The organism is Streptomyces sp. NPDC052107 (assembly GCF_040680215.1).
Lineage (GTDB): Bacteria > Actinomycetota > Actinomycetes > Streptomycetales > Streptomycetaceae > Streptomyces.
Genome location: NZ_JBFAWG010000047.1, coordinates 15,859 through 38,829, shown reverse-complemented (window position 1 = coordinate 38,829; position 22,971 = coordinate 15,859). Strand labels below are relative to the sequence as shown.

At 71.5% G+C, this 22,971-nt stretch carries 21 protein-coding genes; 8 read left to right on the top strand and 13 right to left on the bottom strand.

Annotated elements, in window-relative coordinates:
* Nucleotides 1-2 precede the first annotated feature (2 nt).
* Complete coding sequence (locus AB0M27_RS32795) at nucleotides 3-395, bottom strand: roadblock/LC7 domain-containing protein (RefSeq protein ID WP_365727184.1); 393 nt, start codon at nucleotides 393-395, stop codon at nucleotides 3-5.
* Between the two features lie 74 nt (nucleotides 396-469).
* Nucleotides 470-2,032 (bottom strand): ATP-binding protein, encoded by a 1,563-nt coding sequence (locus AB0M27_RS32790; protein ID WP_365727163.1) that lies wholly within the window; start codon nucleotides 2,030-2,032, stop codon nucleotides 470-472.
* 171 nt (nucleotides 2,033-2,203) lie between these two features.
* On the opposite strand from AB0M27_RS32790, the gene AB0M27_RS32785 reads away from it, so the two are divergent.
* Entirely contained in the window at nucleotides 2,204-2,698 is a 495-nt protein-coding gene (locus tag AB0M27_RS32785; RefSeq protein WP_365727162.1) for a 2-oxo acid dehydrogenase subunit E2, read from the top strand.
* A 205-nt stretch (nucleotides 2,699-2,903) separates the two neighbouring features.
* Here the strand turns inward: AB0M27_RS32785 and AB0M27_RS32780 are convergent, their stop codons facing one another.
* The gene (locus tag AB0M27_RS32780) at nucleotides 2,904-3,413 is read right to left on the bottom strand and encodes a peptidoglycan-binding domain-containing protein (RefSeq protein ID WP_365727160.1); all 510 of its coding nucleotides are present in this window, start codon (nucleotides 3,411-3,413) and stop codon (nucleotides 2,904-2,906) included.
* Nucleotides 3,414-3,701: 288 nt separating this feature from the next.
* On the opposite strand from AB0M27_RS32780, the gene AB0M27_RS32775 reads away from it, so the two are divergent.
* The 5 genes from AB0M27_RS32775 (at nucleotide 3,702) to AB0M27_RS32755 (ending at nucleotide 11,919) form a co-directional block, all read left to right on the top strand.
* Nucleotides 3,702-7,952, top strand: a complete 4,251-nt coding sequence (locus tag AB0M27_RS32775; RefSeq protein ID WP_365727159.1) for an FtsK/SpoIIIE domain-containing protein — start codon at nucleotides 3,702-3,704, stop codon at nucleotides 7,950-7,952.
* A 107-nt stretch (nucleotides 7,953-8,059) separates the two neighbouring features.
* On the top strand, nucleotides 8,060-8,338 hold the full coding sequence (locus AB0M27_RS32770; protein WP_365727157.1) for a hypothetical protein: 279 nt from the start codon (nucleotides 8,060-8,062) through the stop codon (nucleotides 8,336-8,338).
* Between the two features lie 30 nt (nucleotides 8,339-8,368).
* Complete coding sequence (locus AB0M27_RS32765) at nucleotides 8,369-10,033, top strand: serine/threonine-protein kinase (protein WP_365727155.1); 1,665 nt, start codon at nucleotides 8,369-8,371, stop codon at nucleotides 10,031-10,033.
* 42 nt (nucleotides 10,034-10,075) lie between these two features.
* Nucleotides 10,076-10,378 carry a hypothetical protein gene (locus AB0M27_RS32760; RefSeq protein WP_365727154.1) on the top strand — a complete coding sequence of 101 codons (303 nt, stop codon included), beginning with the start codon at nucleotides 10,076-10,078 and terminating at the stop codon, nucleotides 10,376-10,378.
* 29 nt (nucleotides 10,379-10,407) lie between these two features.
* Entirely contained in the window at nucleotides 10,408-11,919 is a 1,512-nt protein-coding gene (locus AB0M27_RS32755) for a hypothetical protein (protein ID WP_365727152.1), read from the top strand.
* On the opposite strand, the gene AB0M27_RS32750 is transcribed toward AB0M27_RS32755, so the two are convergent.
* Entirely contained in the window at nucleotides 11,890-13,026 is a 1,137-nt protein-coding gene (locus AB0M27_RS32750) for an AraC family transcriptional regulator (protein WP_365727151.1), read from the bottom strand. The two genes, AB0M27_RS32755 and AB0M27_RS32750, sit on opposite strands and share 30 nt — an antisense overlap.
* 312 nt (nucleotides 13,027-13,338) lie before the next feature.
* Between AB0M27_RS32750 and AB0M27_RS32745 the strand changes: the two genes are divergently transcribed.
* On the top strand, nucleotides 13,339-14,301 hold the full coding sequence (locus AB0M27_RS32745; protein ID WP_365727149.1) for a DUF2690 domain-containing protein: 963 nt from the start codon (nucleotides 13,339-13,341) through the stop codon (nucleotides 14,299-14,301).
* On the opposite strand, the gene AB0M27_RS32740 is transcribed toward AB0M27_RS32745, so the two are convergent.
* Nucleotides 14,279-14,779, bottom strand: a complete 501-nt coding sequence (locus AB0M27_RS32740) for a peptidoglycan-binding protein (RefSeq protein WP_365727147.1) — start codon at nucleotides 14,777-14,779, stop codon at nucleotides 14,279-14,281. The genes AB0M27_RS32745 and AB0M27_RS32740 overlap by 23 nt on opposite strands.
* A 131-nt stretch (nucleotides 14,780-14,910) precedes the next feature.
* Here AB0M27_RS32740 and AB0M27_RS32735 point away from each other — a divergent pair, with 131 nt between their 5' ends.
* Nucleotides 14,911-15,867 (top strand): DUF2690 domain-containing protein, encoded by a 957-nt coding sequence (locus AB0M27_RS32735; RefSeq protein ID WP_365727145.1) that lies wholly within the window; start codon nucleotides 14,911-14,913, stop codon nucleotides 15,865-15,867.
* Between the two features lie 294 nt (nucleotides 15,868-16,161).
* On the opposite strand, the gene AB0M27_RS32730 is transcribed toward AB0M27_RS32735, so the two are convergent.
* The 8 genes from AB0M27_RS32730 to AB0M27_RS32695 form a co-directional block, all read right to left on the bottom strand.
* Complete coding sequence (locus tag AB0M27_RS32730) at nucleotides 16,162-17,079, bottom strand: alpha/beta hydrolase (protein WP_365727143.1); 918 nt, start codon at nucleotides 17,077-17,079, stop codon at nucleotides 16,162-16,164.
* Between the two features lie 417 nt (nucleotides 17,080-17,496).
* On the bottom strand, nucleotides 17,497-17,727 hold the full coding sequence (locus AB0M27_RS32725) for a hypothetical protein (protein ID WP_365727141.1): 231 nt from the start codon (nucleotides 17,725-17,727) through the stop codon (nucleotides 17,497-17,499).
* Nucleotides 17,724-18,353 carry a ParA family protein gene (locus AB0M27_RS32720; protein ID WP_365727139.1) on the bottom strand — a complete coding sequence of 210 codons (630 nt, stop codon included), beginning with the start codon at nucleotides 18,351-18,353 and terminating at the stop codon, nucleotides 17,724-17,726. Before AB0M27_RS32720 ends, AB0M27_RS32725 begins: the two co-directional genes overlap by 4 nt.
* A gap of 181 nt (nucleotides 18,354-18,534) precedes the next feature.
* Nucleotides 18,535-19,116, bottom strand: coding sequence for a hypothetical protein (locus AB0M27_RS32715; protein WP_365727137.1), 582 nt, complete (start codon nucleotides 19,114-19,116; stop codon nucleotides 18,535-18,537).
* Between the two features lie 210 nt (nucleotides 19,117-19,326).
* A complete protein-coding gene (locus tag AB0M27_RS32710; RefSeq protein ID WP_356316759.1) occupies nucleotides 19,327-19,626 on the bottom strand; it encodes a hypothetical protein in 300 nt (99 codons plus the stop codon).
* 67 nt (nucleotides 19,627-19,693) lie between these two features.
* Complete coding sequence (locus tag AB0M27_RS32705; protein WP_365727135.1) at nucleotides 19,694-20,548, bottom strand: mycofactocin-coupled SDR family oxidoreductase; 855 nt, start codon at nucleotides 20,546-20,548, stop codon at nucleotides 19,694-19,696.
* A 194-nt stretch (nucleotides 20,549-20,742) separates the two neighbouring features.
* The gene (locus tag AB0M27_RS32700) at nucleotides 20,743-21,135 is read right to left on the bottom strand and encodes a cold shock domain-containing protein (RefSeq protein WP_365334298.1); all 393 of its coding nucleotides are present in this window, start codon (nucleotides 21,133-21,135) and stop codon (nucleotides 20,743-20,745) included.
* Between the two features lie 105 nt (nucleotides 21,136-21,240).
* Nucleotides 21,241-22,953: a DHA2 family efflux MFS transporter permease subunit gene (locus tag AB0M27_RS32695; protein ID WP_365727133.1), complete on the bottom strand. Its 1,713-nt coding sequence runs from the start codon at nucleotides 22,951-22,953 to the stop codon at nucleotides 21,241-21,243.
* Nucleotides 22,954-22,971 lie beyond the last annotated feature (18 nt).

Genomic DNA, 22,971 nt, shown 5'->3' with positions numbered 1-22,971 from the left:
GGTCATCCCACCGGGTGCCGGGGCGGCGTAGCCAGGTGGGGGCGCACGCTCTTCACCATCATCCCCATCTCGTAGCCCAGCACCGCTGCGTCCGCCTCGCGTCCGGCCAGCACCGCCAGCACCGCGCCGTGCCCGGCGGCCGAGACGAACAGCAGCGAGCTGCTGAGCTCCGTCACGATCTGTCGCACGTCACCGCCGTCGTCGAAGTGCCGGCCCGCGCTGCGCGCCAGCGAGTACAGCCCACTGGCGAGCGCGGCCAACTGGTCCGCGGCGTCCTCGTCGAGCCCCTCCACTGCCTTCACCAGCCCGTCCGAGGACAGCAACAAGGCGCTTCGGGTGTGCGGCACCCGGTTCACCAGGCCCGTCAACAGCCAGGAAAGGTCTTCGCTCGCCACGATCGTGTACTCCTCTTCGACGGAAGGAAACGGCTTGCAGGACGGGGCCCGGGCCTGCAGGGCGGTGTCGGCCATCAGGGCGTCTCCGCTTCCTCCGCCCTGCGCAGGCCGGTCTGGAACGCGGCCATCAGGCCCGGGTCGTGTGCGATGTCCTCGGAAGCTCCGGCGCCGCGGACCGGGTGCGGCCGTTCGGCGGCGTGGTCCTGGCGGCGGCGCTGAGGCAGCCGCGGACGGTCGCCCTCGCTGTCGGAGTGCGCCGGGGCGGGCTGGGTTTCGGAATCGGACACGCGCGGATCCGCAGCGACGGTCATCACTGTCGCCCCGGGGTCCGCCGCCTCGGGCTCCCCTGGGTCCTGCGGCGCCGCGCCAGGGGTCGGGACGGTGTGGTGCGCGGGAGCTGCCGGCTGCGGGCCGAGCAGTGCGCTGGGCAGCACCATGACGGCCTGAGTGCCGCCGTAGACGTTGCTCTGCAACCGCACAGCGACGTCGTGCCGCTGAGCCAGGACGGAGACCACGTACAGGCCGATCCGGCCGTCTTGCAGCAGCTCGCCGAGGGCGACCTTGTCGGGTGCACTCAAAACGGTGTTCATCTGGTTGCGCTCGCCCGGGGACATGCCCAGGCCCCGGTCCTCGACCTCGATCGCCACCCCCGCGGCGACGGTCTCCACCCGCACGTGCACGGTGGTCTGGGGCGGTGAGAAGACCGTCGCGTTCTCCAGCAGCTCGGCCAGCAGATGGACGACGTCGACCACGGCGTGGCCGCTGACCGTTCCATCGATGGGTGGGACCAGCTTGACCCGGGCGGACTGGTCGATCTCGGCGACGGCGGAACGCAGCACGTCGGTCAGGCCGACGGGACGGGTCCACTGGCGGTGGGTGTTCGCGCCGCCGAGCACGGCCAAGTTCTCGGCGTAGCGGCGGATTCGGGTGGACAGGTGGTCCACCCGGAACAGCCCCTTGAGCAGGTCGGGGTCCTCGACCTCGTTCTCCAGGGTGTCCAGGAGGCCGATCTCGCGGTGCACCAGGGACTCCAGGCGGCGCGCCAGGTTGGCGAACACCTCGAACTGCTCCAGGCGGGAGTTGTGTTCCGCGCCGACCGCGCGCGCGGCGGTCTCCAGCAGGGCTGCCTCCGCCTCTTGCCGGGCCGCAGCGATCTCGAATCCGAGGCGGGAGAGCTCGTCCGGGCCGGTCTGCGGCGGCAGTTCCGGCCGGCGCCGCACAGGCCGCTCCCCGGCCTGCAACCGGCGGCACAGCGACTCCAGTTCGGTCCTGCCCTCGGCTGTGGTACGGGTCAGCTCGGCAAGCTCGGCACGGTTCCGGTCGGCCGCGCGGGACAGCTCCGCCCAGTGCTTGGTGACTGCTCGTGCCTCCGCCGAAGCCCGTATGCCCGCGATCCCGGCCGCCATGGTGCCGATGAGGACCACGCCGCCGAACAACGCGCCCTGGTCCGCCCGGTCCAGGTGGCCATCGCGCACCAGCGCGGTGGCCACGGCACCGGTCACGGCGACCACGCCCGGCGGCAGCACGGACGACAGCACCAGACGCCGCCTCAAGGACCCGGCTCGCGACTCGGCCGTCACACGGGCGGTCACGGGCGACGTCGGCCGGTCGTCCGGCGGCATGGAAGGATCAGGCATGGCAGTCCCGGGACAGTGCGATGATCGGGTCGAGCGCGCACGCTATCGCGCACCAGGACCTCGGTGTCAGCCCCTGGCGCGTACAGAAATCGAACCGTTGTCCTCAACTGCGATTCGAAGTGCCCGTCCCCAGCGTGCGAGTGGGGACAAAGAAGCATTGGGGACGGCGTCGTGCGTGCGGCACTCAACGCGTCTGTGCGGGGCGACGGGCTGCTCGTCCACCGCGACGTGCACCTCGGCATCGCCGTCGACCTCGACGCCGAAGGCCTGGTGGTGCCGGTGATCCGGTCGGCCGGCGGCAAGCGGCTGCGCCGGATCGCGCAGGAGGTGAGCGAGTACGCCGTACGGGCGCGGGCCGGCCGACTGCGCGCCGACGATCTCGGGGGCGGGCCGTTCACCATCACCAACCCCGGCCCCTACGGCACCTTGCTCACCGTTCCCATCATCAACCATCCCCAGGTCGCGATCCTGGCGACCGACCACGTGCGACCGCGCCCGGTCGCGGTGCCCACCAATGGCGGCGGCGAATACGCCGCAGCCGTGCGGCCGGTCGGCAACGTGACCCTCAGCTTCGACCACCGAGCCGTGGACGGCGCGTACGCCGCCCGGTTTCTCGCCGAGGTCCGCAAGAACAGCGAGGGGCGCGACCGGGACTCCGAGTTCTGAGCGCCGGGCGTGAGTGCGGTCTCGAAGACGAGACGGACACCGGTCGACCGAGCGACCGGTTCGCCATCGACTTCGGGCCGCGGCTCGTAATCACCTCAGCCGACAGGCCCGTGATCCTCCGGTCGCTGGTGATCGCCGCACGAGTCGCAATCCCCACCACGCAACCGTGATCGACGATCAACGGCTCGACGCCTCCGTGCCGCGCTCAGCACACGCTGAAGGTGGCGGTGTTGTAGAAGAGCCCCTTCTTGTCGCTGCCGATGTACATGTACCAAGCGCCGCTGTAGTCGTCTCGGTCGAAGGTGATGTATCGGCCGTTGACCCCCTGGTAGATGTAGTTGGCACCTGACTGATAAAGCCATGTGCTGGCCTTTTTCAGGGTGTTGGGTCCGACGATGCCGTCGGCGGTGACCCCGTGCTTGCTTTGCCAGCTCTTGGTGGCGGACGTGGTCCCGGACCCGAACCGGCAGTCGATGCCGGAGTACGAGAGGTACCCGTCCGCCCAGAGGATCGTCTGCCACATCGCGGCCGCGTTGCTGTAGGAGTGTGACGACGCCGAGATCGGGCCCTCGTCCCACCAGTCGTCAGTCCAATCGCCGCTGCCCGAGACGTAGCCCAGGCTCGTGTCGGCCGAAGCCGGCGTCGTCGAGACGGTGATACCACCGACGACAGCGACGGCCAACGCCAATGCGGCTGCGTTGGTGCGCAGTGACATGCGTGATTCCTTTCCGTACTTGCCCGGAGTGACCACCGACCTGCCGACGGTCGTCGATGACCGTGGCCTGCTCAATACCGTCCCTTCCGTCAGGGGGGGTGTCATTGACGGACAACGCAAAGTCATGGACGTCGAATGAGCCGCCGATGGGTGGTGGAACGGGATGCATACGACGGATGCGTGTTGCGTGCTCGGTCAATCGGTTTGCACGCGGTGCCGATGCCCTCCCCGGCGAGCCGCGGAAGACTGGACGCTCCGTCATCTGGAGCGATGGGGAGGCGGCGCGCGGTGCGGATCGTCTGTGTCGACGGTGGTCGCGAGTGGGACGTGGAGGTGCGATTCGGCCGGCCGGACGCCTCTCTCGCCGATCTGGCCGCGGCCGTGGGCATGCCAGGCCATGTGCTTGTTGTCGACGGCCGGGTGATGCCCCCGGAGACGGTGGTGCACGAGTCCGGCCTCGTGCACGGGTCGCGGGTGGCCGGTGCCGGTGGACCTGTGGCCGGGCGGTCTGTGGTCGGCGGGCTACGGAAGGCGGCGGTCGTCCTGCGGCTGGTGGGAGGGCTGGAGGCGGGCCGCAGCATCCCGCTGGCGGCGGGTCGCACGGTCGTCGGGCGCGGAGCGGACGCGGACGTCCGTCTTGTGGCCACGGGCGTGTCACGGCTCCATGCCGCATTCGATGTCCTGCCCGACGGCCGGGTCGCCGTCAGCGACCTCGGTTCGGCGAACGGCACGGACGTCAACGGCGCCAGGATCCGCGAGGCGGTCCCAATCCGTGCCGACGACCTGGTGTCGCTCGGCGGTGAAATTCTTCTCCGCGTGCTGCCCGGGGACCGGCTCGGCCCGGTGCAGCGGATCAACGCCGTCCGCGAGGCCGGGCCCGGTGGGACGCTGCCGTTCAACCGCCCGCCACGGGGTGGACGTCCGGCCGGGACGGGGCCGATCGCCGTTCCTGTGCCGCCGGCTCGTACACACAAGGCTCCCTTCAGCATCGCGGCCCTGCTCGGCCCGCTGGCCATGGCCGCCGCGACCGTTCTGCTGACCGGCGACCCGCGCTACGCGGCCATCGCGGCGCTCACCCCGCTGATGTTCCTGGCCAACTTCGCCGAGGAGCGCCTGCGCGGCAGGTCCGCGCTGCGCCGGGGGAGTCGCGAGTACGCCGCCCGGCTCGCGGAGTTCGAGGTGGCGGTGGAGCGGAGGCACACCGACGAGGTCCGATCCCGCCGCGCCGCTCACCCCGATCCGGCCGAGGTGCTGTACCGGGCGACGGCCCCCGGGACCGCGCTGTGGGAGAGACGTTCGGCCGCGGAAGACTTCCTCCAGCTCGTGGCCGGCACGGCCGACCTGCCCTGGGATCCGCCGCTGGACCGGGGTACGACCGAACCGGCACCGAATCCCGCGGCCGTGCTCGCGCGCAGGTCCGTACTGCCCCAGATGCCCGTGGTGGTGGGGGTCTCGGCGGGTGAGGCCGTGGGCTTCGAGGGCAACCGGAAGGCGTGCCTGGCCGTCGCCCGTTCCCTGCTGTGCCAGGCCGTGGTGGGCAGTGGGCCCGCGGACGTCACGGTGGCGGTGTTCACCGACGCCGACCGGCTCGCCGACTGGGACTGGACGAAGTGGCTGCCGCACGGAGCCGACGTACGATCCGGGACGACACGCCTGGTGGCGGTCGGCCCCGAGCAGGCCGAAACGCTGGCTCAGTACCTGCTCGCCGCGGGGTCGCCCCGAGACGCCGCGGCCGGTGGGCCGGCCGCCGGCCCGGTGCTGCTCGTGGTGGTGGACGGCGCCACCTTGCTGGAGGGCCGTCCCAACCGGCTGCGGGACCTGATCGCCGGCACCTCCGTGCGCTGCGGGGCGCTGGTGCTGACCACCCGGCTGCCCGCGCTGTGCACCTCCGTGGTCACCGCCTCGCCCGAGGGGATCGGGCAGGTTCGTGACGTGGCCCTGGGCGTCACCGTGGAGCGGGTGCTGCTCGACGGCATGCCGGTGGCCGAAGCCCGGGACACCGCACGGGCACTGGCCCGCTTCGAGGACCCCGAGCTGCGGATCGAGGGCGCCGGACTGCCGGACCGCATCTCGCTGCTTCCCCTGTTGGACCTGGAGAGGGTGGACGGCACCGCGGTGGCCGGCCGCTGGGAAAAGCGGGTGCCCGAGCTCCGGATCCGGGCGGTGCTGGGGGTCACCGAACGGGACCTGTTCACCGTGGACCTCGATGACGACGGCCCGCACGCACTCATCGCCGGGACGACCGGTTCCGGCAAGAGCGAGCTGCTGCGCACGCTCATCGCGAGCATGGCGGTCGACGCGGACCCGGAGCACCTCACCTTCGCGCTGATCGACTACAAGGGCGGCGGTGCGCTGGACGAGTGCGCCGCTCTGCCGCACACCGTGGGCCTGGTCACCGACCTCGACGAGCAGCTCAGCGAACGCGCCCTGCGCTGCCTGGAAGCCGAACTGCGGCACCGCGAAAGGCTGTTGCGTGAGACGGGCCTGAGCCACGTACGCGACTACCAGCGGCTGCGGGACAACGGGCGGACCGAGCTGGAGCCCATGCCGCGGCTGGCCGTGGTCATCGACGAGTTCGCCACGCTGGTCAAGGCGCTTCCGGACTTCGTGGACGCCCTCGTCGGCATCGCGCAGCGCGGCCGCAGTCTGGGCGTCCACCTGATCATGGCGACCCAGCGGCCCGCCGGCTCCGTCAACGACGCGATCAAGAACAACGTCAAGCTCCGCATCGCGCTGCGGCTGGAGTCGACCGGCGACTCGCAGGACGTCATCGACGATCCGGCCGCCGCGGCGATCGGCAGCCGGCAGTGGGGCCGCGCCTTCTACCGGCTCAGCGCCCGTGAAGTCGTGCCGGTGCAGACCGCCCTGTCCACCGGCGTCACCCCTGAAACGGCCGTGACAGCACCGGTGACCTCGGTCCCCTTCCTGCTGGGCCTGCCCGATGCCGGGCCGGGCGTGGCGGATCCCGGCGGAGAAACCGATCTGCAGCGCCTGGTCGCGGCGGCCAGGGAGGCGGCAGGGCTGGCCGGGTTCGCCGAGCCGCGCCGGCCCTGGCCCGACCCACTGCCCGCCGTCGTACGCACCGCGGATCTGCCGCCCGTCGCGGAGCGCGGTCTGCAGACGGAGACCGCCGGCCTGCCCGCGTACGCCCTCGCCGACGACCCCGAGCGGCAGCGGCAGTACCCGGTCGGTTGGGACCCCGCGGCGGGGAACGTCCTGATCTACGGCAGCGGCGGCTCGGGGACGTCCACCGCCCTGGCCGCCCTCGCCCTGGCCGTCGCCGGCGCCCAGCAGCCCGAGCGGTGCCACATCTTCGCACTCGACATGGGCGCGGGCGACCTGGCGCCGCTGACCGGCCTGCCGCACACCGGGGCCCACATCGGGCCGGCCGAACGCGAGCGACAGATCCGCCTCATCCGGCTGCTGCGCCGGGAACTCGACGAGCGCAAGGCACGTGGCGCCGCGGCGCCCGGCCACCGGGAGCCGGACCCGGACTGGCTGGTGCTCCTGGACAACCTGGGGGCGCTGCTGTCGGACTTCGACAAGGACATCGCCGGAATGAACCTCATCGACGAACTGGCCCGGGTCTACGCGGACGGGCCGGCCGTCGGCATCCGCTTCGCCGTCGCCGCGGACCGGTCCGGCGTGGTGCCGTCTGCCTGGGCGGCGCTGACCCAGCAGAAGCTGCTGATGCGCATGGCCGACTCCGGCGAGTACGGCTACTTCGACGTGCCGCGCGGCGCGGTTCCCGCCTATGTCCCCGGGCGCGCGCTGGTGGCCGCGACCCGCCAGGTGATCCAGATCGGGCTGCTTGCCGAGGACCTCGGTGCCGCGGTGGCCGCCTGCACCGCCCGCTGGCCCGGCGCCGTCACCACCGCGCCCCGCGTCGGCCTGCTGCCCGCCGAGATCTCCCTCGGCGCCCTCGCGGCACCGGCCGCCGTGACCGCCGAGCCCTGGCACATCCCGATCGGTCTGGACGCTGAGACCCTCGCCGGCACGGGCCTGCGGCTGTACGAGCAGGAGCACGCGCTGATCGCCGGGCCGCAGCGGTCAGGCCGCTCCACCGCCCTGTGCACGATCGCCCGCCAGGTGACCGCCGCGGCCGACCCGCCGACCGTCGTCGCGTTCGCCCCGCGCCGCTCGCCGCTGCGCGAACTGTCCGGGCCGGCTGTGCTCGTCACCGAGTACAGCGGCCTCGAAGCGGCCCTGGCCCGGCACCCGGGCCCCACCCTCCTCCTCGTCGACGACGCGGACACGGTGGAGGACGACCTGGGGGTCCTGGACCGCTGGCTGTCCGCGGCCGTGCCCGGACACCACCTCGTCGCCGTCGGCCGCGCCGACGCCCTGCGCCGCACCTACGGCCACTGGACGCAGCGGGCCCGCGACAGCCGCTGCGGCATCCTGCTCGCCCCGGACCACGACCTCGACGGCGACCTGCTCGCCACCACCTTTCCCCGCCACGACCGCCTCGCACCCCTCCCGGGCCGCGGCTACCTGGTCACCGACGGCATCGCGGCCGGAGTCCAGGTGGTCCGCTGAGACTCGCTGCGTGCAGGGTCAACGGGTCTGCGCTGCGTGTCAATGACACGGCGGATGCGGCCTCGGAGAATCCTCGTGACGGCAGTGGCCCGCGTAAGGAGAAGGAAATGGCGAGGGTAACCTCCAGCGATCTGGCGCACCAGGAAGCCGGCAAGATGATGGCCCTGATCAACAACCAGCTTCCGGGCCTCATCAGCCAGTTGAACAGCCACGGGCAGACGCTGAGCGACCCCAACCACTGGGACGGTCCCCTCGCGCAGAGGTTCCGTGCCGAGGTGTGGCCGCAGGCCAAGGGCGACCTGGACAAGATGAAGGCGTCGCTGGAGCACCTGCAGCAGCAGGTACAGAAGATCCTCACCAACATCTCGCACGCGGGCGGCGCGTGATCGTCGGCGCGGCGTTTCGAAGGGTTCCTGATGTCCGTTGCGGATCCGGGCCGGTCCGGTGCCACGGAGTTGAGTGCGAGTGATGCGGCCCTTCTCGGCGCGGAGTCGCTGCGCAGGACGGACCCCCGGGACATCGGCCCGTACCGGGTGCTCGCGCGGCTGGGCGGCGGGGGGATGGGCCGGCTGTACCTCGGCCGAAAGGCGGAGACCGAGGGGGCGTACGGGGCGCGGTCGCTCGTCGCGGTGAAGGTGATCCGCTCGGAGTACGCGGAGGACGAGCGGTTCCGCCGCCGCTTCGAGCGCGAGGTCGAGGCCGTGCGCCGGGTGCACGGCACGTACACCGCCGAACTGCTCGACTCCGGCTACGACGGCGACGAACGGTTGTGGATGGCGACCGCCTACGTGCCCGGGCTCAGCCTGGGCGACGCCATCGAGCGGTGCGGGCCCCTGCCCGCGCCGGTCGTGTGGCGGCTGGCGTACGAGATCGGGCAGGCGCTCACCGCGATCGCCGCCGTGGGCATCGTCCACCGCGACCTCAAACCGTCCAACGTCCTGCTGGGGCCGGACGGAGCGCGCGTCATCGACTTCGGGGTCGCGCACACCGCGGACGCCAGTTCGCTCACCATGACCGGTCAGCACCTGGGGACACCGGCCTTCATGTCCCCGGAACAGGCGGACGGCCGCGAGGTGGGCACGGCCTCGGACGTGTTCTCCCTCGGCTCGGTCCTCGCCGTGGCGGTCACGGGTGCGGCCCCCTTCGGCGAGGGAACCACCGGTGACGTCATCCACCGGATCATCCACTCGCCGCCGAGCGAGCAGGTGCTCGCCGAGGTCGCCCGGCGCGATCCCGTCCTTGCCGAACTGATCGGCCGGTGCCTGGACAAGGACCCGCGGCGGCGCCCGAGCCCGCAGGACGTCGTCGAGGCCACGCGGGGGCACGTCGTCGGCGGGGAGTGGCCGGATGCGGTCGCCGAGACCGTCGGGGAACGGGTCGGCTGGTGCGGGACAGCGGTGGCGGTGCAGCCCATGGATCAGCTGACGGTCCTGCGCCGCACCAAGCCCGAGGAGCCGCGAGAGGAGGCGGCCCGCCGGCGCCGGTGGCCACTGGCCGTGGGCGCGGCGGCAGCGGTCGCGGTCGCGGCAGCGGCCGGCGCCCTGGCGTTTTCCGGAGGAGGCACCGCCCGCCAGGAGGCATCGACTCCGCTCGCCGGATCACACTCCTCCGCCACCGCCACGATGTCGCCGCACACCACGCCGGCCTCTCCGCGCCCGCGGGCCCGGCACACGAAGGGGGCGGCCGCCGTCACTGTCACGGCTCCACCCCCGCCGGGGAATGCGCCGCCCGACGGCGCCACGGTCTCTGTCCCGCCGCAGCGGCCGTACGATCCCCCGTCGGCCGCACCGCCCACCACTTCCGCGGCCGAGAAGCCCGCACCGCCGACCACCCCTGCCAAGCCCTGGAAGTCCTGCACGTACTACTCCGGCACCGATCTCACCCGGTACGGCGACCACGGGCCGGCGGTGCAGGAGGTGCAGTGCATCCTCAAGGCCCGCGGCTACAACATCGGCCCCAGCGGCGTGGACGGCATCTTCGGCGCCGACACGCTCACCGAGGTCAAGAAGTTCCAGAGCAACCACCACCTCCAGGTCGACGGCGAGGTCGGCGTCAAGACCTGGGCCGCCCTGCGGGCGTGAGCACCCTCGCGACAGCGCATCCGAAAGACGACAGGGAACACGATGGCCCCACCGTACGAGCACGTGAACTACGACTTCGGCGCGGCAGCGGAGCTGAGCCAGGCGCTGGCCCAGGCCGTGAAGAAGCTGCACGCGTTCGCGGGCCTGCGGGTGAAGCAGCGCTCGCACCTGCTGGGCGAGTCCCCCGGACCGAACTGGAGGGGCGCCAAGCGCAACGTCTACGACACCGCGTTCGGGCCCCAGAAGGACGCGCTCGACAGGATGTCCGACAACCTCGCACGGCTCGTCTCGGCGGTCGCCAACGCCACCGATGACGCCCACGCGGTCAACGCCCGCACCCACTAGCCGCCGACAAGCGCAGGAAGGAGGACGGCATGAGCGGCAAGAGCGACGTGTCCGCCGTACCGGCCCATCTCTACAGCTACTCCGACCGGTGCACCCATGCCGCCCAGGAACTCCAGGACTTCCTGCGCGGCACCCTCATCCCCGCGCTGCACGCCTACATCAGCGGCGCGGCGGCGCGGGGGGAAGGCGTCAATGTCGACATCGGCGCCGTGCTGAGCCGGGTCTCCGCCGTCGAGGACGAATTGCCCCGGCACATCACCGAGGCGTACCGCACCGATCGCGACGTACGGACCGTGGGTCTGGCCTTCCAGCTCGCCGGCGGCGGTGGCGCCCTCTCACCGCCGCTGAAGACGGTCGTGCACAGCAGCAACGACAAGATCGCGGGCCTGACCGCACAGTACGAGGCCGGCGCAGCTGCCGCGGCCCGGCTGCCGTGGCCCCCGGCCGGCGACGACGGGACGTCGTCCCCCCGGGACTTCTACAACAGCGTCTACGCGCTCCTCGCCCAGAACGCGGACAACCCGGAGTTCTGTCGGGGGCTGCTGCAGGCCGGCGGACCGCAGGGGGTGCAGAAACTCCTGCTCTCGCTCGAGGACAACCAGTTCCAGGGCAACCTCAAGGACGGCACCCTGGCGACCGACCTCGTCACGAAAATCCTCCGCAACGGCTTGGCCGACCCCCAGATCGCGGCCGAACTGGCGCCCTCCCTGGCCACGGTGGTACCCGAGGCGCTGCACTGGCATCTGCCCTACATGCCCAAGCCCGAAATCTGGGCGAAGGTCCTGCCGGTCGTCACCGCGGTGATCCCCGAACTGCACGACCCGGCCGCCGTGGCGCGGCTCACGCAGAGCATCGGCGAGGCGATTCCCAAGGACTTCAGCTCCGGCGACCTGAAACGGCTGACGCCCCAGCTCGGTGCCCTGATGGCCGCCGGCACGGCGCACTCCATTCCCTCCCACAATCCGCACGAGAAGGACATCGACTGGGCAGAGCGGTACGGGCAGATCGCGCTGACCGAGATGCTGCCCTACCTCAAGGCCATCAAAGCGGCCGACCTCAGCACCAATGACAAGAACGCGCTGATCAGGAGCCTGATCCAAGGCGCTTACCTCAACGTCGCGTTCATGCCCCTCGGTGTGGAGCTCGCAGGGGCGGCCGACATCGCCTACAACGCGACCATGGGCGCGCTGCAGAGCTGGGTCGGTTCCCAGGACGACACCGACACGCTGGGGCTGGGCAAGCTCCTGAAGGACACCCATCCCGACCGGGACGTGCTCGCATTGAACAACCTGGCCACCAAGGCCGGCGAGATCTCGATCATCTCCACCCTGCTGGCGCAGGGGCGGGTGCTCGACGCGAACGGCAAACCCGTGCACTTCGGCCACGACCCGGCCGCCAAGGCGGCCGAACTGGCCACCCCGGACGCACAGAAGAAGTACACGGTCGGCAGGGAGCGACTCGACCAGATCCTCAACGACTTCCGGGCGCGGTCGCAGGACCTGCGTCCCGGGTCACCCCTGAACAAGCTCCTCGGCGAGTGAGGACGGCACCTGGCGCCTGCGGTACGTGCCCGGGGTCACGCCGTAGGCGGCCTTGAAGGTGCGGTTGAAGACCGCGGGATCGCGGAAGCCCCTGCGCCTCGCGATCTCGCGCACGCTGCGGTGCGCGTGGGCCGGGTCGGACAGGTCCGCCCTGCACTGTTCCAGGCGGCGTTCGCGCAGGAACGTACCGACGGTGAGCCCGTCCCGCTGGAAGAGGTGGTGCAGGTAGCGCAGCGAGATGTGGTTGGCGGCGGCGATCGAGGTCGGCGACAGGTCGGCGTCACACAAGTGGTGCTCTATGTACGCCTTGACGCCGCGCAGCAGCAAGTCGGTCCCTGACGGGGCGGGTTGTGGCGCGGCGGGCACCGGTTCGGTCGGGCGCGGACCCGTCCCGTCGTGAACGAACGCGGCCTCGCTGTCGAGGAAGACCGTCGCGAGGTTGACCGCGGCGGTGCCCAACCACGCGGTGTGCCGGGCCTCGGCGGCGGACGGTGAGTGCGCGGCGAGCCCGTACACGAAGGACGCGAGGAGGGCCGCCGGTCCCGACCGGGTTGGTGCGGGACGTCCGGACACGTCGTGCAGCACTTCACCGGGCAGCGGTAAGACGGCTTCGGGCAGGTGCAGCACCAGCGCCCGGACCGGGGGGCCGGCCGTGACAGCGGAGAGCCGGAAGCACTCGGAAGGCTCCCAGAGCAACACGCTGCCGGGCTCCATCCGGACAAGCTGCTGATCGTGGCCGAGGATCAGTGGCCCACGGGCCGCGAAGACCAGGTGCCAGGTCCGCGGAAGGCCGTCGGCGTGCCGGTTCTCCATCTCCACCCCGGCCGGTGGCACGAGTGGGCTCAGCAGCGACAGCCGCACCGGCCCCAGGTCGACGTGGCGATGGTCCGTCCCCCCGGCCGCCACCGTCCGGGTCCGCACCGGAACAACGCCGGTCAGCGGGGTTTCCGGAGCTGCCGGGTGGTCGGCGGCAGCACGGGACCGCCGACCCGCACGCGTGCCCGGCCCTCTGGTGGCGGGCTGCCGGCGGCGCCTGCCGGTGGTGGCCGCCGCAATGTTCGCGGTCTCGCGCTCGTCCGGGCCGGACGAGCTGCCGTAAGCCGTCATGTTCGGATTCCCCTGCAGTATGCGTGAAGTGCCGTGCGAACCTGCGGCGCCGCGACCGGCGGCCGGGCCCAAAGCCCGCGCCGTGGAGCAGGGGGAGGCTTTCGTGCGCAAGGTGTTCCGTCCTGCTGACCGGCTCCCCTCTGCGGGACGGTCCGTACGACGGCCGGTCCGGGCCCCCACAGGTGCTGACCCCGAGTCTGGGTCGGGCGGACGGCAGCAGCCAGCGCTGCCCGCCAGGTGCGTCAATCCTGGGACGACATTGCCTCTGATCTGCGAAGATACCCGGCGGCCGGGCGGCGGAGCGGGACGGCCATGAGATATTGGTCCGTGCGGGAGAGGGGGGATGCGGTCGTGGGGCGCTGGCAGCCGCCGCGGGGTGACGTTCCGGCCGAGGTGCTCCGGCTGGTGCGAGAACTGCGCCAGTACGTGGACCGGTGCGAGATGAACACCGCGACCGTCGCCGCGAAGACCGGCTACAGCCGCAGTTCCTGGCTGCGCTATCTCAACGGGCGGAGACTGCCTCCCTGGCCGGCGGTCGCGGGACTGGGACGGCTGGCGCAGGCCGACGCCGAGCAACTGCGCGTGCTGTGGGAATCGGCAGCCCACGCCTGGAAGCCGGAGAGCCCGGCTGGGGACACCGGCCCGTCGCCCGCCCCGCGGCGTCCCGCGGGACCGGCGAAGGACCCGGACGCCCCGGCCACCGGCCGGTTACCGGCAGCGAACCGGCCGTCCCCGCGCAAGTCCCGGGTGCCGCGCACGGGCACCAAGGCCGCTGTCGCCGCGGCCTGCTCGCTGCTGGCGGCCGTCCTGCTCGCCCGGCCATGGGACACCGGCACGGAGGCTGACCGCCCGCCGGCCGGTGCTCCCCCTGGAGCACCGGCCTGGCCATGGCCGTTGCACAGCACGGTGGACCGGGCGGCAGCCGCTTGCCGGTCGACCGGCTGCCGGGGCCTGGACCCTTACCGCGAGAGGTGCGATCACGACAGCGTCGCCGTCCACCGGCTGCGCGCGTTCGGCCACGTCCTGACGCTTCAGTACAGCCCGGCATGCCTGGCGAGCTGGGCGGAGGTCGAGACTCCGGCGGCGACGGCCGAGTTACGGATCGCCACGACCGGTGGCGACCAGCAAGTGGTCGCCACCGGCGGGGCGTACACGGCGATGGTGGGAAGCGGGCCGGACGCGGTGCGTGCCACGGTCGTCGTCGACGGCCATCAACTCGGCGTCGCGCGGTACGACAGCTGGGTCGACGCCATCACCGGCAGCGCGTCAGGGTGACGGCGTCGGTACGCAGCGGGTGGAACCGCCCGGTGTCGTAGACCTCGTACACGCCGTCTCGGTCCAGGCGCAGCGGAAGGCCGTGGCGTTCGCCCTGGTAGACCATCCACTGGCCCTCGCGGACGATACGCTGTGCCGCCATGCCCCAAGTGGCCGGCCCTACGATCCCGTCCGCGGACAGGTGGTGGTTGCTCTGCCAGACGCGGGTGGCGTCGGCGGTCGCCTCGTTGTACGTGCAGGTGACCCCGGAGCGGGCAGAGTATCCGTCGGCCCACAGCATGCTCTGCCACAGGCCGATCAGATCACTGCCCCGGGTGTCTCCGACCGCCAGCTGTTGCGCGGCAGGCAGCCCGCCGGCGATGAGTGCGCCGTCACCACGGTCGCCGGACCGGTGGTCCCGGGGGCTCCCGGACCCCGCGCACACCAGTGCCAGAACCAGTACGCACAGTGCCCCGCGCGCCGAATTTCCTCCGTTCATGACACCGTCATAACGTCAACTGCGCTGCAGATGTGCCTGGTTGTGCGAAACCATCGTTCCGGGTTCACCCATGACGAGCACGGTGGGGAAGAAAGTGATGAACAAGATGTACTGGGCTTCGGAGGATGTGCGTGACTGACTGGAAGCCGTTACCCGACGGTCTCGCCTCGGACGTCCGGCATCTGGTCGTCGAACTGAGGGCCTTGAAGGACCGCTCCGGACTGAGTCTGGCCACCCTCGCCAGGCACACCCCGCACAGCAAGTCCTCCTGGGAACGCTATCTCAACGGCAAGGCGCTGCCGTCGCAGCACGCGGTGGCTTCCCTCGGCAAGCTGGCCGACGCCGAGCCTGCCCGGCTCGTGGCGCTGTGGGAACTCGCGAACACCGCTTGGCACGCCCACGACGTCGACGACCGACGGCCGGGGGCACCCGCTCCTGTACCGGAGCGCTCTCCAGCCGCGCAGGCAGGGGAATCCGCAGACCGTCGCCCCGGCAGGCGGTCGCTGGTTTGGGTTGTGGTCACCCTGGTCGCTGTCGTGGCCTCGTCCATCTTCCTGTACGGTGCGTTCGGCCGGCATTCAGACGCACACACCGGCCGGGACGGCGCTGCGGGGACGGACACACCGACCAGGCAACTCGATGTCAACTGCTTCGCTGACAGCTGCGCCGGCAAGGACCCCGCACAGGCCGGCTGCGGTGGCGATGCGTGGACCGCCGCCCTGTACAGGGTCGCCGGGGTCTACGTGGAACTGCGCTACAGCGACGCCTGCAGGGCTGCCTGGTCCCGTATCAGCTGGGGACGCCCCGGCGACATCGCTCAGGTCGTGGGCGCGGGGGGCCGGACCTACCAGAACAAGGTCCACTACGACACCGACACGTTCAGCGCGATGGTCGCCGCCCCCAGCCCCTCAGCGGCCAGGGCCTGCGTTCTGCTCACCTCCGGGGTGCACGCCTGCACCGACCCCGGCGGCACCCGGCACCTCACCGAGCCCCCGGAGCCACCCACCTCGCCCACGTCCGCCACCAACCCGTCGGCGACCACCCCGAGCCCAGCCCACGCGTTGCCTTCCGGGCTCGGTTCGCCTTGAGGAAGCCGCTTCCTCGCCGCTCGTTCACACTGGAATCCAAGGCCGAGATCGCCTCCGACATGGTGACCGTTTCGAGGAAGCCGCATGCCGGCAGGGCGTCGGCCTGCGATCGGACCGCGGTGCCGGCGCAGCAGGAATGCGCGATCACTCGGGGAGAACCGGACCCTGTCACCACGGAGTTGGCGCTCATGGGCAGCAGGCGCGGCACGGCGACCTGTAGCCCTGATGCGAGGGGTGGGCCGGGCCACGTGCGCTGACGTCGTGGCCGACCAGGGAACCGGGGCAGCCGCGGACTCACCGGGATGCCGCGATCGATGCCGCCGTGAGTCTGTCCACGGCCGTCGCGACCGCCTCGGGGCTGGAGATCATCGTCAGGTGCCGGGCGCCCGGGATGAGCGTCGCAGGTGGTGCGCCTATGCGCCGGGCGGTCTCCTGCGGAGTCTGCCGGGTGAACACGTCGTCCTGGGCACCGAACACCACCGACTTGGGCAGGCGCACCCCGGCGAGCCGCGCCACCTGGTCCGCCGGCAGACCCGGCACACCCGCGGCCAGCATGCTCCAGAGCGCGTTCTCCGCGCCCGGCACCCGGAGCGGGCGTCGCCACTGATCCAGACCGGCGGCGTCCAGGCGCGGACAGGCAGGCCCGCACTGTGCGTCGTACACGCTGCGGATCAGCGCGTCGATGCCGAGCCCGATCCGCAGCAGGCTGGTGCGGTACGGGTCGATCAGCACGTGATTGAGGGCCGGCGGCGGCCCGGCGCCCGTGTCGAGGGCGTCGCCGTCGAGGAGCATCACACCTCCCAGCCGGCCAGGGGCCCGCAACGCCGCCTCGGTGACCACGGCGGCTCCGCTGGAGTGCCCCACCAGCAGTGGGCGCTCGCCCGCACCACCGAGGTGCATGGCGTCCAGGAAGCCCAGGAGCTGCCGGGTGAAATGGTCGACGGTGTACGGGCCGTGGCGCTCGCTGTATCCGTCGCCGGTCAGGTCGAGCGCGTACACCCGGTGGTCGCGGGCGAGCAGCGGGGCAAGGCGCGAGAAGGTGTCCACGGACTCGAAGGCGCCGTGCACCAGGACGACCGGTGGGCCCGCCGTACCCCAGGTCTGGTAACGCGTGCGGATGTCGGCGGCCTGCACGTACCTGAGCCCCCGCGGCGGCGCGGCGCGCCCGGCGGTGACGCCGTTGTAGACGAACGAGGCCACTGTGACGACCACCAGCACGACGGCACAGCCCAGCGCGGTGCGCCGAAGCCACCGCCGCAGCCGGGAGCGGCGTGGCCGGTGCGCGCGCTCGGCAGAGAGCGACGGCGGAGCGGATTCCGGACGGGCGCCCCCGTCCCCGTCCCCGTCCCCGTCTCCATCTCCGGCTGCGGCTCGGCGAAGATCAGCTGTCACAGCCCACAGCATCGCCCATGGCGCACCCGCGGTCATCCTGCGGGGGGACGCATCGTGACTACTCCGCCGGGTGTAGGGGAGCGCCGGTCACGAGCTGCGCGGCCGGACGTCCAGAGTCCCGGCCGTCCGTTTTGATCAAGGGATCCTGGGGGTCAGGAAATGCCGGTTCGGAGCGGTTGCGTTGCCGGCTCACGGTATGAACTGCCATGCGATCGACGATGCGTGGTCGAGGCCGGCCTACTGCTCCTGTCGCAGCGGTCGTAGGACTGCCTCGCCGGCGCGCACGAGTGCGGACAGCGGTTGTCCTGCCCAGGCGGTGAGGTCACGCGCAAAGGCGAGGTCCACTTCGATGGTCACCTTGACGTAGCGGGTGTCCAGCCGGGTGACCTTGGTGGGAGCCGAAGCGGGGGCCGTCGTGTCCGGTCGACGCTGCAGTGCGGCTCGATAGGTGTCCTTGCGCTGGTTCATACGCCGTCCTGACGGTTGATGAGCTCCTCGGCGAGATCCATGTAGGCCGTGCCCTTCACCTCGACGGGGCTGCCGAAGGACTGGGAGTACAGGTCGAGTCGTGGGATGTGCGTGGACAACACGTCGAAGCCCCGCTCCGTGAGGGCTTCGCGGGCGTCGGCGTCGGGACCGGTGCGCGTGGCGTCGGGGCGATTCGTGCGGTTCAGCAGGACGACGGCGCGGGCCGGGTGGGAACGCAGGGACTGCATGTCATCCATTTCGCGGTCGATGGGCGCCATGCGGTCCAACTCGATGGGGGCCGGGGTCACGGGCACGATCCACTCGCTCGCGTACCGCATGACCCCCCGGGCGATGGGGGCGTGGTCCTCCAGTTGGGGGGCGTCGAACACCACGGCCCGTCGGTTGTCGAGAAAGTCGTTCACCCGCCGGTGTACGTCGCCCACGGGAAGGGCGAGCACGGGGAACGGAAAACCGCCCGCCAGTTCGCTCCAGCGCAGCGCGGACGAGGCGGGGTCGCTGTCCACGAGCAACGGTGACAGGCCCGATGCGTGCAGCGCGTGGGCCAACCAGACCGCGCTGGTCGTCTTGCCCACTCCGGGTTTGAGGTTCACAAATGCATAGCTCAACGGCACAGGAGCCGACGCTAACGGCCGAGCACCGGCGCCTGCCGTTGACGCGGATCCACCGCGCACGGTTCACCCTGCGGCGCCGGTGAATCATTCCCGCGGGCTAACCTCCTGGCCTTCGCTTCGGGTGGCTGCTCGAAACAGTCGCGTGGCCGCCTGGCATCCGGCGGGCGTACGGCGGTCACCGGTGCTCGGTGGGTACCGGCTGGGGGAGGGGGCTGAGGCGCCAGGCCGGCGTACGGTTCCGGGGGCGGGTCGCGGCATGGGCGGAGAGGCTCACGGCGGTCAGGTCGAGGACCGCCTGGGTGAGGCCGGCGGCCGAGTCGAGGGCGCCGGGATCGGTGCGCCGGCGCTGCCGGGAGACGCTCGCGACCAGACGGCGGAACTGCTCGGTGACAGGTTCGCCGAGGGTGGTGTCGGGCAGCAGCACCGCGGGGGGCCGTCCCTGCAGCCGGGCGACGGCAGCGGCGATGACGCCCGCGAAAAGACCGCCGGGACCCAGTCCCAGGACGGCCCGTACCCGCAGGCCGCGGGCTCGCACGTCGTCGGTCCACGGCACTAGGTACGCGTCGAGGTCAAGCCCCGAGGGCCGGTGCCCGGCGGGGCCCGGCAGGGCCTGCCACACGGTGTGCTCGGTCTCCAGCAGCGGCGCCGCGTCCCGCAGGTCGGTGCCCGTCGGGCCGAGCAGGGGGCGGCCCACCGCGAGGACCAGTTCATGGGAGTGCCCGCGGTGCAGCTCCTCCCAGCAGACGAGATCGTGCACGCGGCCTCCTTCGGACGGGGTGCGCGCAACGGCGCGGCGTGGAAAGGCTCGGCGTGGAAACCCCGCGGCGCGGAAACGCGGCGTGGGAAGGACACGGCCGGCGAAGGCGGGGCGCGGAAACCGTGCGGCGCCCGCCCTCTGCGGGGGATCAGAGGGCCGCCCACACGGTTTCCGCGCGTCGTGAGGCCGCCTTCGGGGTGGCCGTGTCCGTCAGGCGCGCTGGCCGGTGACGGCCATCCGGCCGAAGTTGCCCGCGACGGTCCCGCCGGTCAGCGCGTCACCGTCGATGATGAGGTCGAAGTCCATCTTCATGGGCATCGGGCGCACCATGTTGATGGTGAACTGCGCACGGTCGCCCTCCAGGCGGCCGTTCTCGATGTCGACCGTGCTGCCCATGGCGGTGGCGGTGCCGCTGAGCGCGGCCCCGTTCTGCTTGACGTCCACGGTGCCGTGCTGCGGGCCGATGGGAGAGGCGATGGTGATGGACCACGTGCCGTCGAAGGCGCTCATTGATTCTCCGTAGGTTGGTCGGTGGCCTGGATAGGCCGGGTGGGGCTTGCGGACCCGCCCGGGCGGCTCAGCGCTGGATCGCCCGCTGCGCCAGGGCCCCGGCGTCGATCTTCAGCTGTACGCCGGTGAGGTACCGCGATTCGTCCGAGGCCAGGTAGACCACGGCGTGCGAGATGTCGATCGGATCCAGCAGCGGAACGCCCATGGCGTGGAAGTTCCTGAAGAGCACCTCGGCGTCCGCCTCGGTGGGGTGCTCCAGGTCGGGACGGTAGGTGCGGTAGGTGGACTCGTTCTGGACCATCCGGGTGGCCACGTTGCCCGGATGGACCGCGTTGACGCGGGTGCCCTTGGGGGCCAGCTGCACGGCGAGCCAGTCGACGTAGTCGACGAGCGTCTTCTTGGAGAAGCTGTAGCCGTAGCCGCCGGGTCCGGCGACCGCGTTGCCGGCGAGCTCCGGGGCGAGGCCGGCGACCGAGCCCATCACGATGACGGAGCCGCCGTCGACGAGGTGGGGCAGGGCGGCGTGGACGGTGGAGATCGAGCCGAGCAGGTTGACGTCGATCGTCTCGGTGAAGGCGGACAGCGGCCGGTCCATGCCGACCGGGCTGATGCCCGCGTTGGCCACGACCACGTCGAGCCGGCCGAGTTCCTCGACCGCTTCGGCGAACGCCCGGTCGAGCGCGGGCCGGTCGCGGATGTCGAGCTCGCGGGTCACCGCCCGCCGTCCGAGCTTGCGGACCAGTTCCGCGGTCTCCTCCAGGTCCGTGGAGGTCGACATGCCGTAGTCGGCGACGGGGATCTCCTGGCAGATGTCGAGCGCGATGATGTCCGCGCCCTCCTCGGCCAGTCGCAGCGCGTGGCTGCGGCCCTGTCCGCGGGCGGCTCCGGTGATTGCGACGACCTTGCCCTCGACGCGGCCCATGATTCGCCTCCGTAGGCACTTGGAAGGATTGCGTGTGCGCGGGCTGCGGGCCCTGCGCGTCCGCCACGGCGTGGCCGCACCGGGTGCCGGCCGCCTGGGGCTTCTATATAGCCACGGCCCCGGAAGGCGTACGACCCCTAGATTCACGGTCGGTGCAGACCTAGGGGGTGTCCTCGCCCCGGGCCACGGCCGGGTCAGTCGTGCACCCAGCCGTGGCTGCGGGCCACGGTCAGCAGTCGCTCCCGCAGCCGGGAGATCTGGGCCGCCGTCACCGACGGGGCGCCCGAGATGATGACGTCGGTGAACTCCTGCAGGAGTTCGGCCGACGTCATCGTCCCGGCCGCGGAATGGGACGCCGTCCGCGGGCCGTCCTGGCACGGGCCGTCGGCCTGGGTGGCCGGCACCCGGGTCAGCGGCCGCACGTTGACGGCCCGCAGACCCCGCTCGCTCTCGGTCTCCTCGAACTCGACCTGCACCCCTGGAGCGATGAGGTGCCGGTCGCGGAGGATGTCGTTGGCGTGCATGAAGGCGTCCTCGCCTGAGGGGTGGCTGACAAAGCCGTAGCCGTGAACGCTGTCGAAGCTCACTACTCGACCTACAGGCATGGGGGGTTCCGCGCTTTCTGTGTCGTCGGTGTCGTGGTCGCCGTGTCTATGGGGACCGACAGGGACGTCGCGCCTGAGCGCCCCTGGTCAGGTCCCCGGCCGCAGGTCGGCGTTCGGGGGAACGTCGCCCTGCCGGGCGGCGCCGGACGTGGTCGCGGTGCCGGCCGCACCCGGTGCGGCGCCGCCGAGCCCGGCCGCCGCTTCCTCCGGGTGGTGCGCCAGGTACTCGCTCAGACCGGGGAACTCCTCCTCGTAGTCCTCGGGATAGGTGGCCGGCGCGTGGCGCAGCGTGATCAGCGCCGTGATCGCGACCACGGCGAGCAGCACCACGTTGACCATGACGGCGGAGTGCAGGCCCCGCATGAACGCGGCGTCGGCCGCGTCGAGGAGGGCGGAGGCCGTCTTGGCGGGAAGTGCGGCGGCGGCCTGGAGGGCCCCGCCGAGGGAGTCGCGGGCCGCGCTGGCCACCTGCGCCGGGGTGCCCTGGGGCAGCTCCAGCGTGTGGGTGTAGCGGTTGTTGAGGATGGTGCCGAGCACCGCCATGCCCAGCGCGCCGCCCAGCTCGGCCGCGGTGGTGGCGAGCGCGGACGCGGCGCCTGAGCGCTCCTTGGGCGCGCTGTTGACGATGGTGTCGGAGGTGACGGTGAACGTCGACACGGCGCCGATCGCCTGCAGGATGATGGGGATGATCACGATGCCGTAGCTGGTGTCGGCCTTCAGGGTGCTGTAGAAGGCCATGGCGACGGCGCCCACGCCGAGTCCGAAGCAGCACAGCTTGGCCCGGCCGATCTTCGGCACCAGCATGCCGATCATCGGGGCCACCACGATCGCCACGCCGGCCGGGGGCAGCATGGCCAGGCCCGACTTCAGCGGCGACCACTGGTGCACCAGCTGGAAGTACTGGCTGAGCAGCAGCGTCGTACCGATGAAGGCGAACAGGGCGAAGGTGTTGGACGCCACGGCCCCGGAGAACGCCGTGTTGGTGAAGAGCTTGACGTCGATCAGCGGGTGCGCCATGCGGACCTGCTTCAGCGCGAACAGCACCAGTGCGACGACGCCGATGGCCGTGGCGGTCAGCACCCGGGTGTCCGTGAAGCCGTCGTGCACCGACTCCTGGATGGCGTAGACGATGCCGACGACACCGATGACCGACAGCACGACGCTGACGGGGTCGATACGGCCCGGCAGCGGGCTGCGGGACTCGGGGACCACGAAGACCGCCACCGAGAACAGCAGTACCATGATGGGGACATTGATCAAGAAGACCGAGCCCCACCAGAAGCTGTTGAGCAGCGGTCCGGCGACGATGGGCCCGATGGCCATACCGCCGCTGATCATGGCGGCCCAGATGCCGACGGCGGTGGTGCGCTCCTTGGGGTCGGTGAAGATGTTGCGGATGATGGAGAGCGTGGTCGGGTAGACCGTCGCACCGGCGACACCGAGCAGCGCCCGCCCGAAGATGAGCCAGCTGGGCGAGTCCGCGTAGGCGCACAGCACCGAGGCGGCAGCGAACGAGAACGACCCTGCCAGCAGCAGCTTCTTGCGGCCGATCCGGTCGCCGATGTTGCCCATGGTGACCAGCAGACCGGAGAGCGCCAGACCGTAGATGTCCGCGATCCACAGGATCTGGCTGGAGGTGGGTTTGAGGTCCTTGATGAGCGAGGGGATGGCGAGTTGCAGGACGGTAAGGTCGACGCTCAGCAGCAAGGCGGCCATGCAGATCACCACGAGTGCCACCCAACGGCGGCCCCCCAGTTGCGGGGGAGCGTCTAGGCGGGGCGCGGTGGGGGAGGTAACCATCAGAGTGTCTCCGGTTCA

Bases quoted from the DNA above. Each gene is read 5' to 3' on its own strand.
- AB0M27_RS32790 (WP_365727163.1), bottom strand. From the start codon at position 2,032: ATGCCTGATCCTTCCATGCCGCCGGACGACCGGCCGACGTCGCCCGTG.
- AB0M27_RS32780 (WP_365727160.1), bottom strand. From the start codon at position 3,413: ATGTCACTGCGCACCAACGCAGCCGCATTGGCGTTGGCCGTCGCTGTC.
- AB0M27_RS32770 (WP_365727157.1), top strand. From the start codon at position 8,060: ATGGCGAGGGTAACCTCCAGCGATCTGGCGCACCAGGAAGCCGGCAAG.
- AB0M27_RS32765 (WP_365727155.1), top strand. From the start codon at position 8,369: ATGTCCGTTGCGGATCCGGGCCGGTCCGGTGCCACGGAGTTGAGTGCG.
- AB0M27_RS32760 (WP_365727154.1), top strand. From the start codon at position 10,076: ATGGCCCCACCGTACGAGCACGTGAACTACGACTTCGGCGCGGCAGCG.
- AB0M27_RS32755 (WP_365727152.1), top strand. From the start codon at position 10,408: ATGAGCGGCAAGAGCGACGTGTCCGCCGTACCGGCCCATCTCTACAGC.
- AB0M27_RS32750 (WP_365727151.1), bottom strand. From the start codon at position 13,026: ATGACGGCTTACGGCAGCTCGTCCGGCCCGGACGAGCGCGAGACCGCG.
- AB0M27_RS32745 (WP_365727149.1), top strand. From the start codon at position 13,339: ATGAGATATTGGTCCGTGCGGGAGAGGGGGGATGCGGTCGTGGGGCGC.
- AB0M27_RS32740 (WP_365727147.1), bottom strand. From the start codon at position 14,779: ATGAACGGAGGAAATTCGGCGCGCGGGGCACTGTGCGTACTGGTTCTG.
- AB0M27_RS32725 (WP_365727141.1), bottom strand. From the start codon at position 17,727: ATGAACCAGCGCAAGGACACCTATCGAGCCGCACTGCAGCGTCGACCG.
- AB0M27_RS32710 (WP_356316759.1), bottom strand. From the start codon at position 19,626: ATGAGCGCCTTCGACGGCACGTGGTCCATCACCATCGCCTCTCCCATC.
- AB0M27_RS32705 (WP_365727135.1), bottom strand. From the start codon at position 20,548: ATGGGCCGCGTCGAGGGCAAGGTCGTCGCAATCACCGGAGCCGCCCGC.
- AB0M27_RS32695 (WP_365727133.1), bottom strand. From the start codon at position 22,953: ATGGTTACCTCCCCCACCGCGCCCCGCCTAGACGCTCCCCCGCAACTG.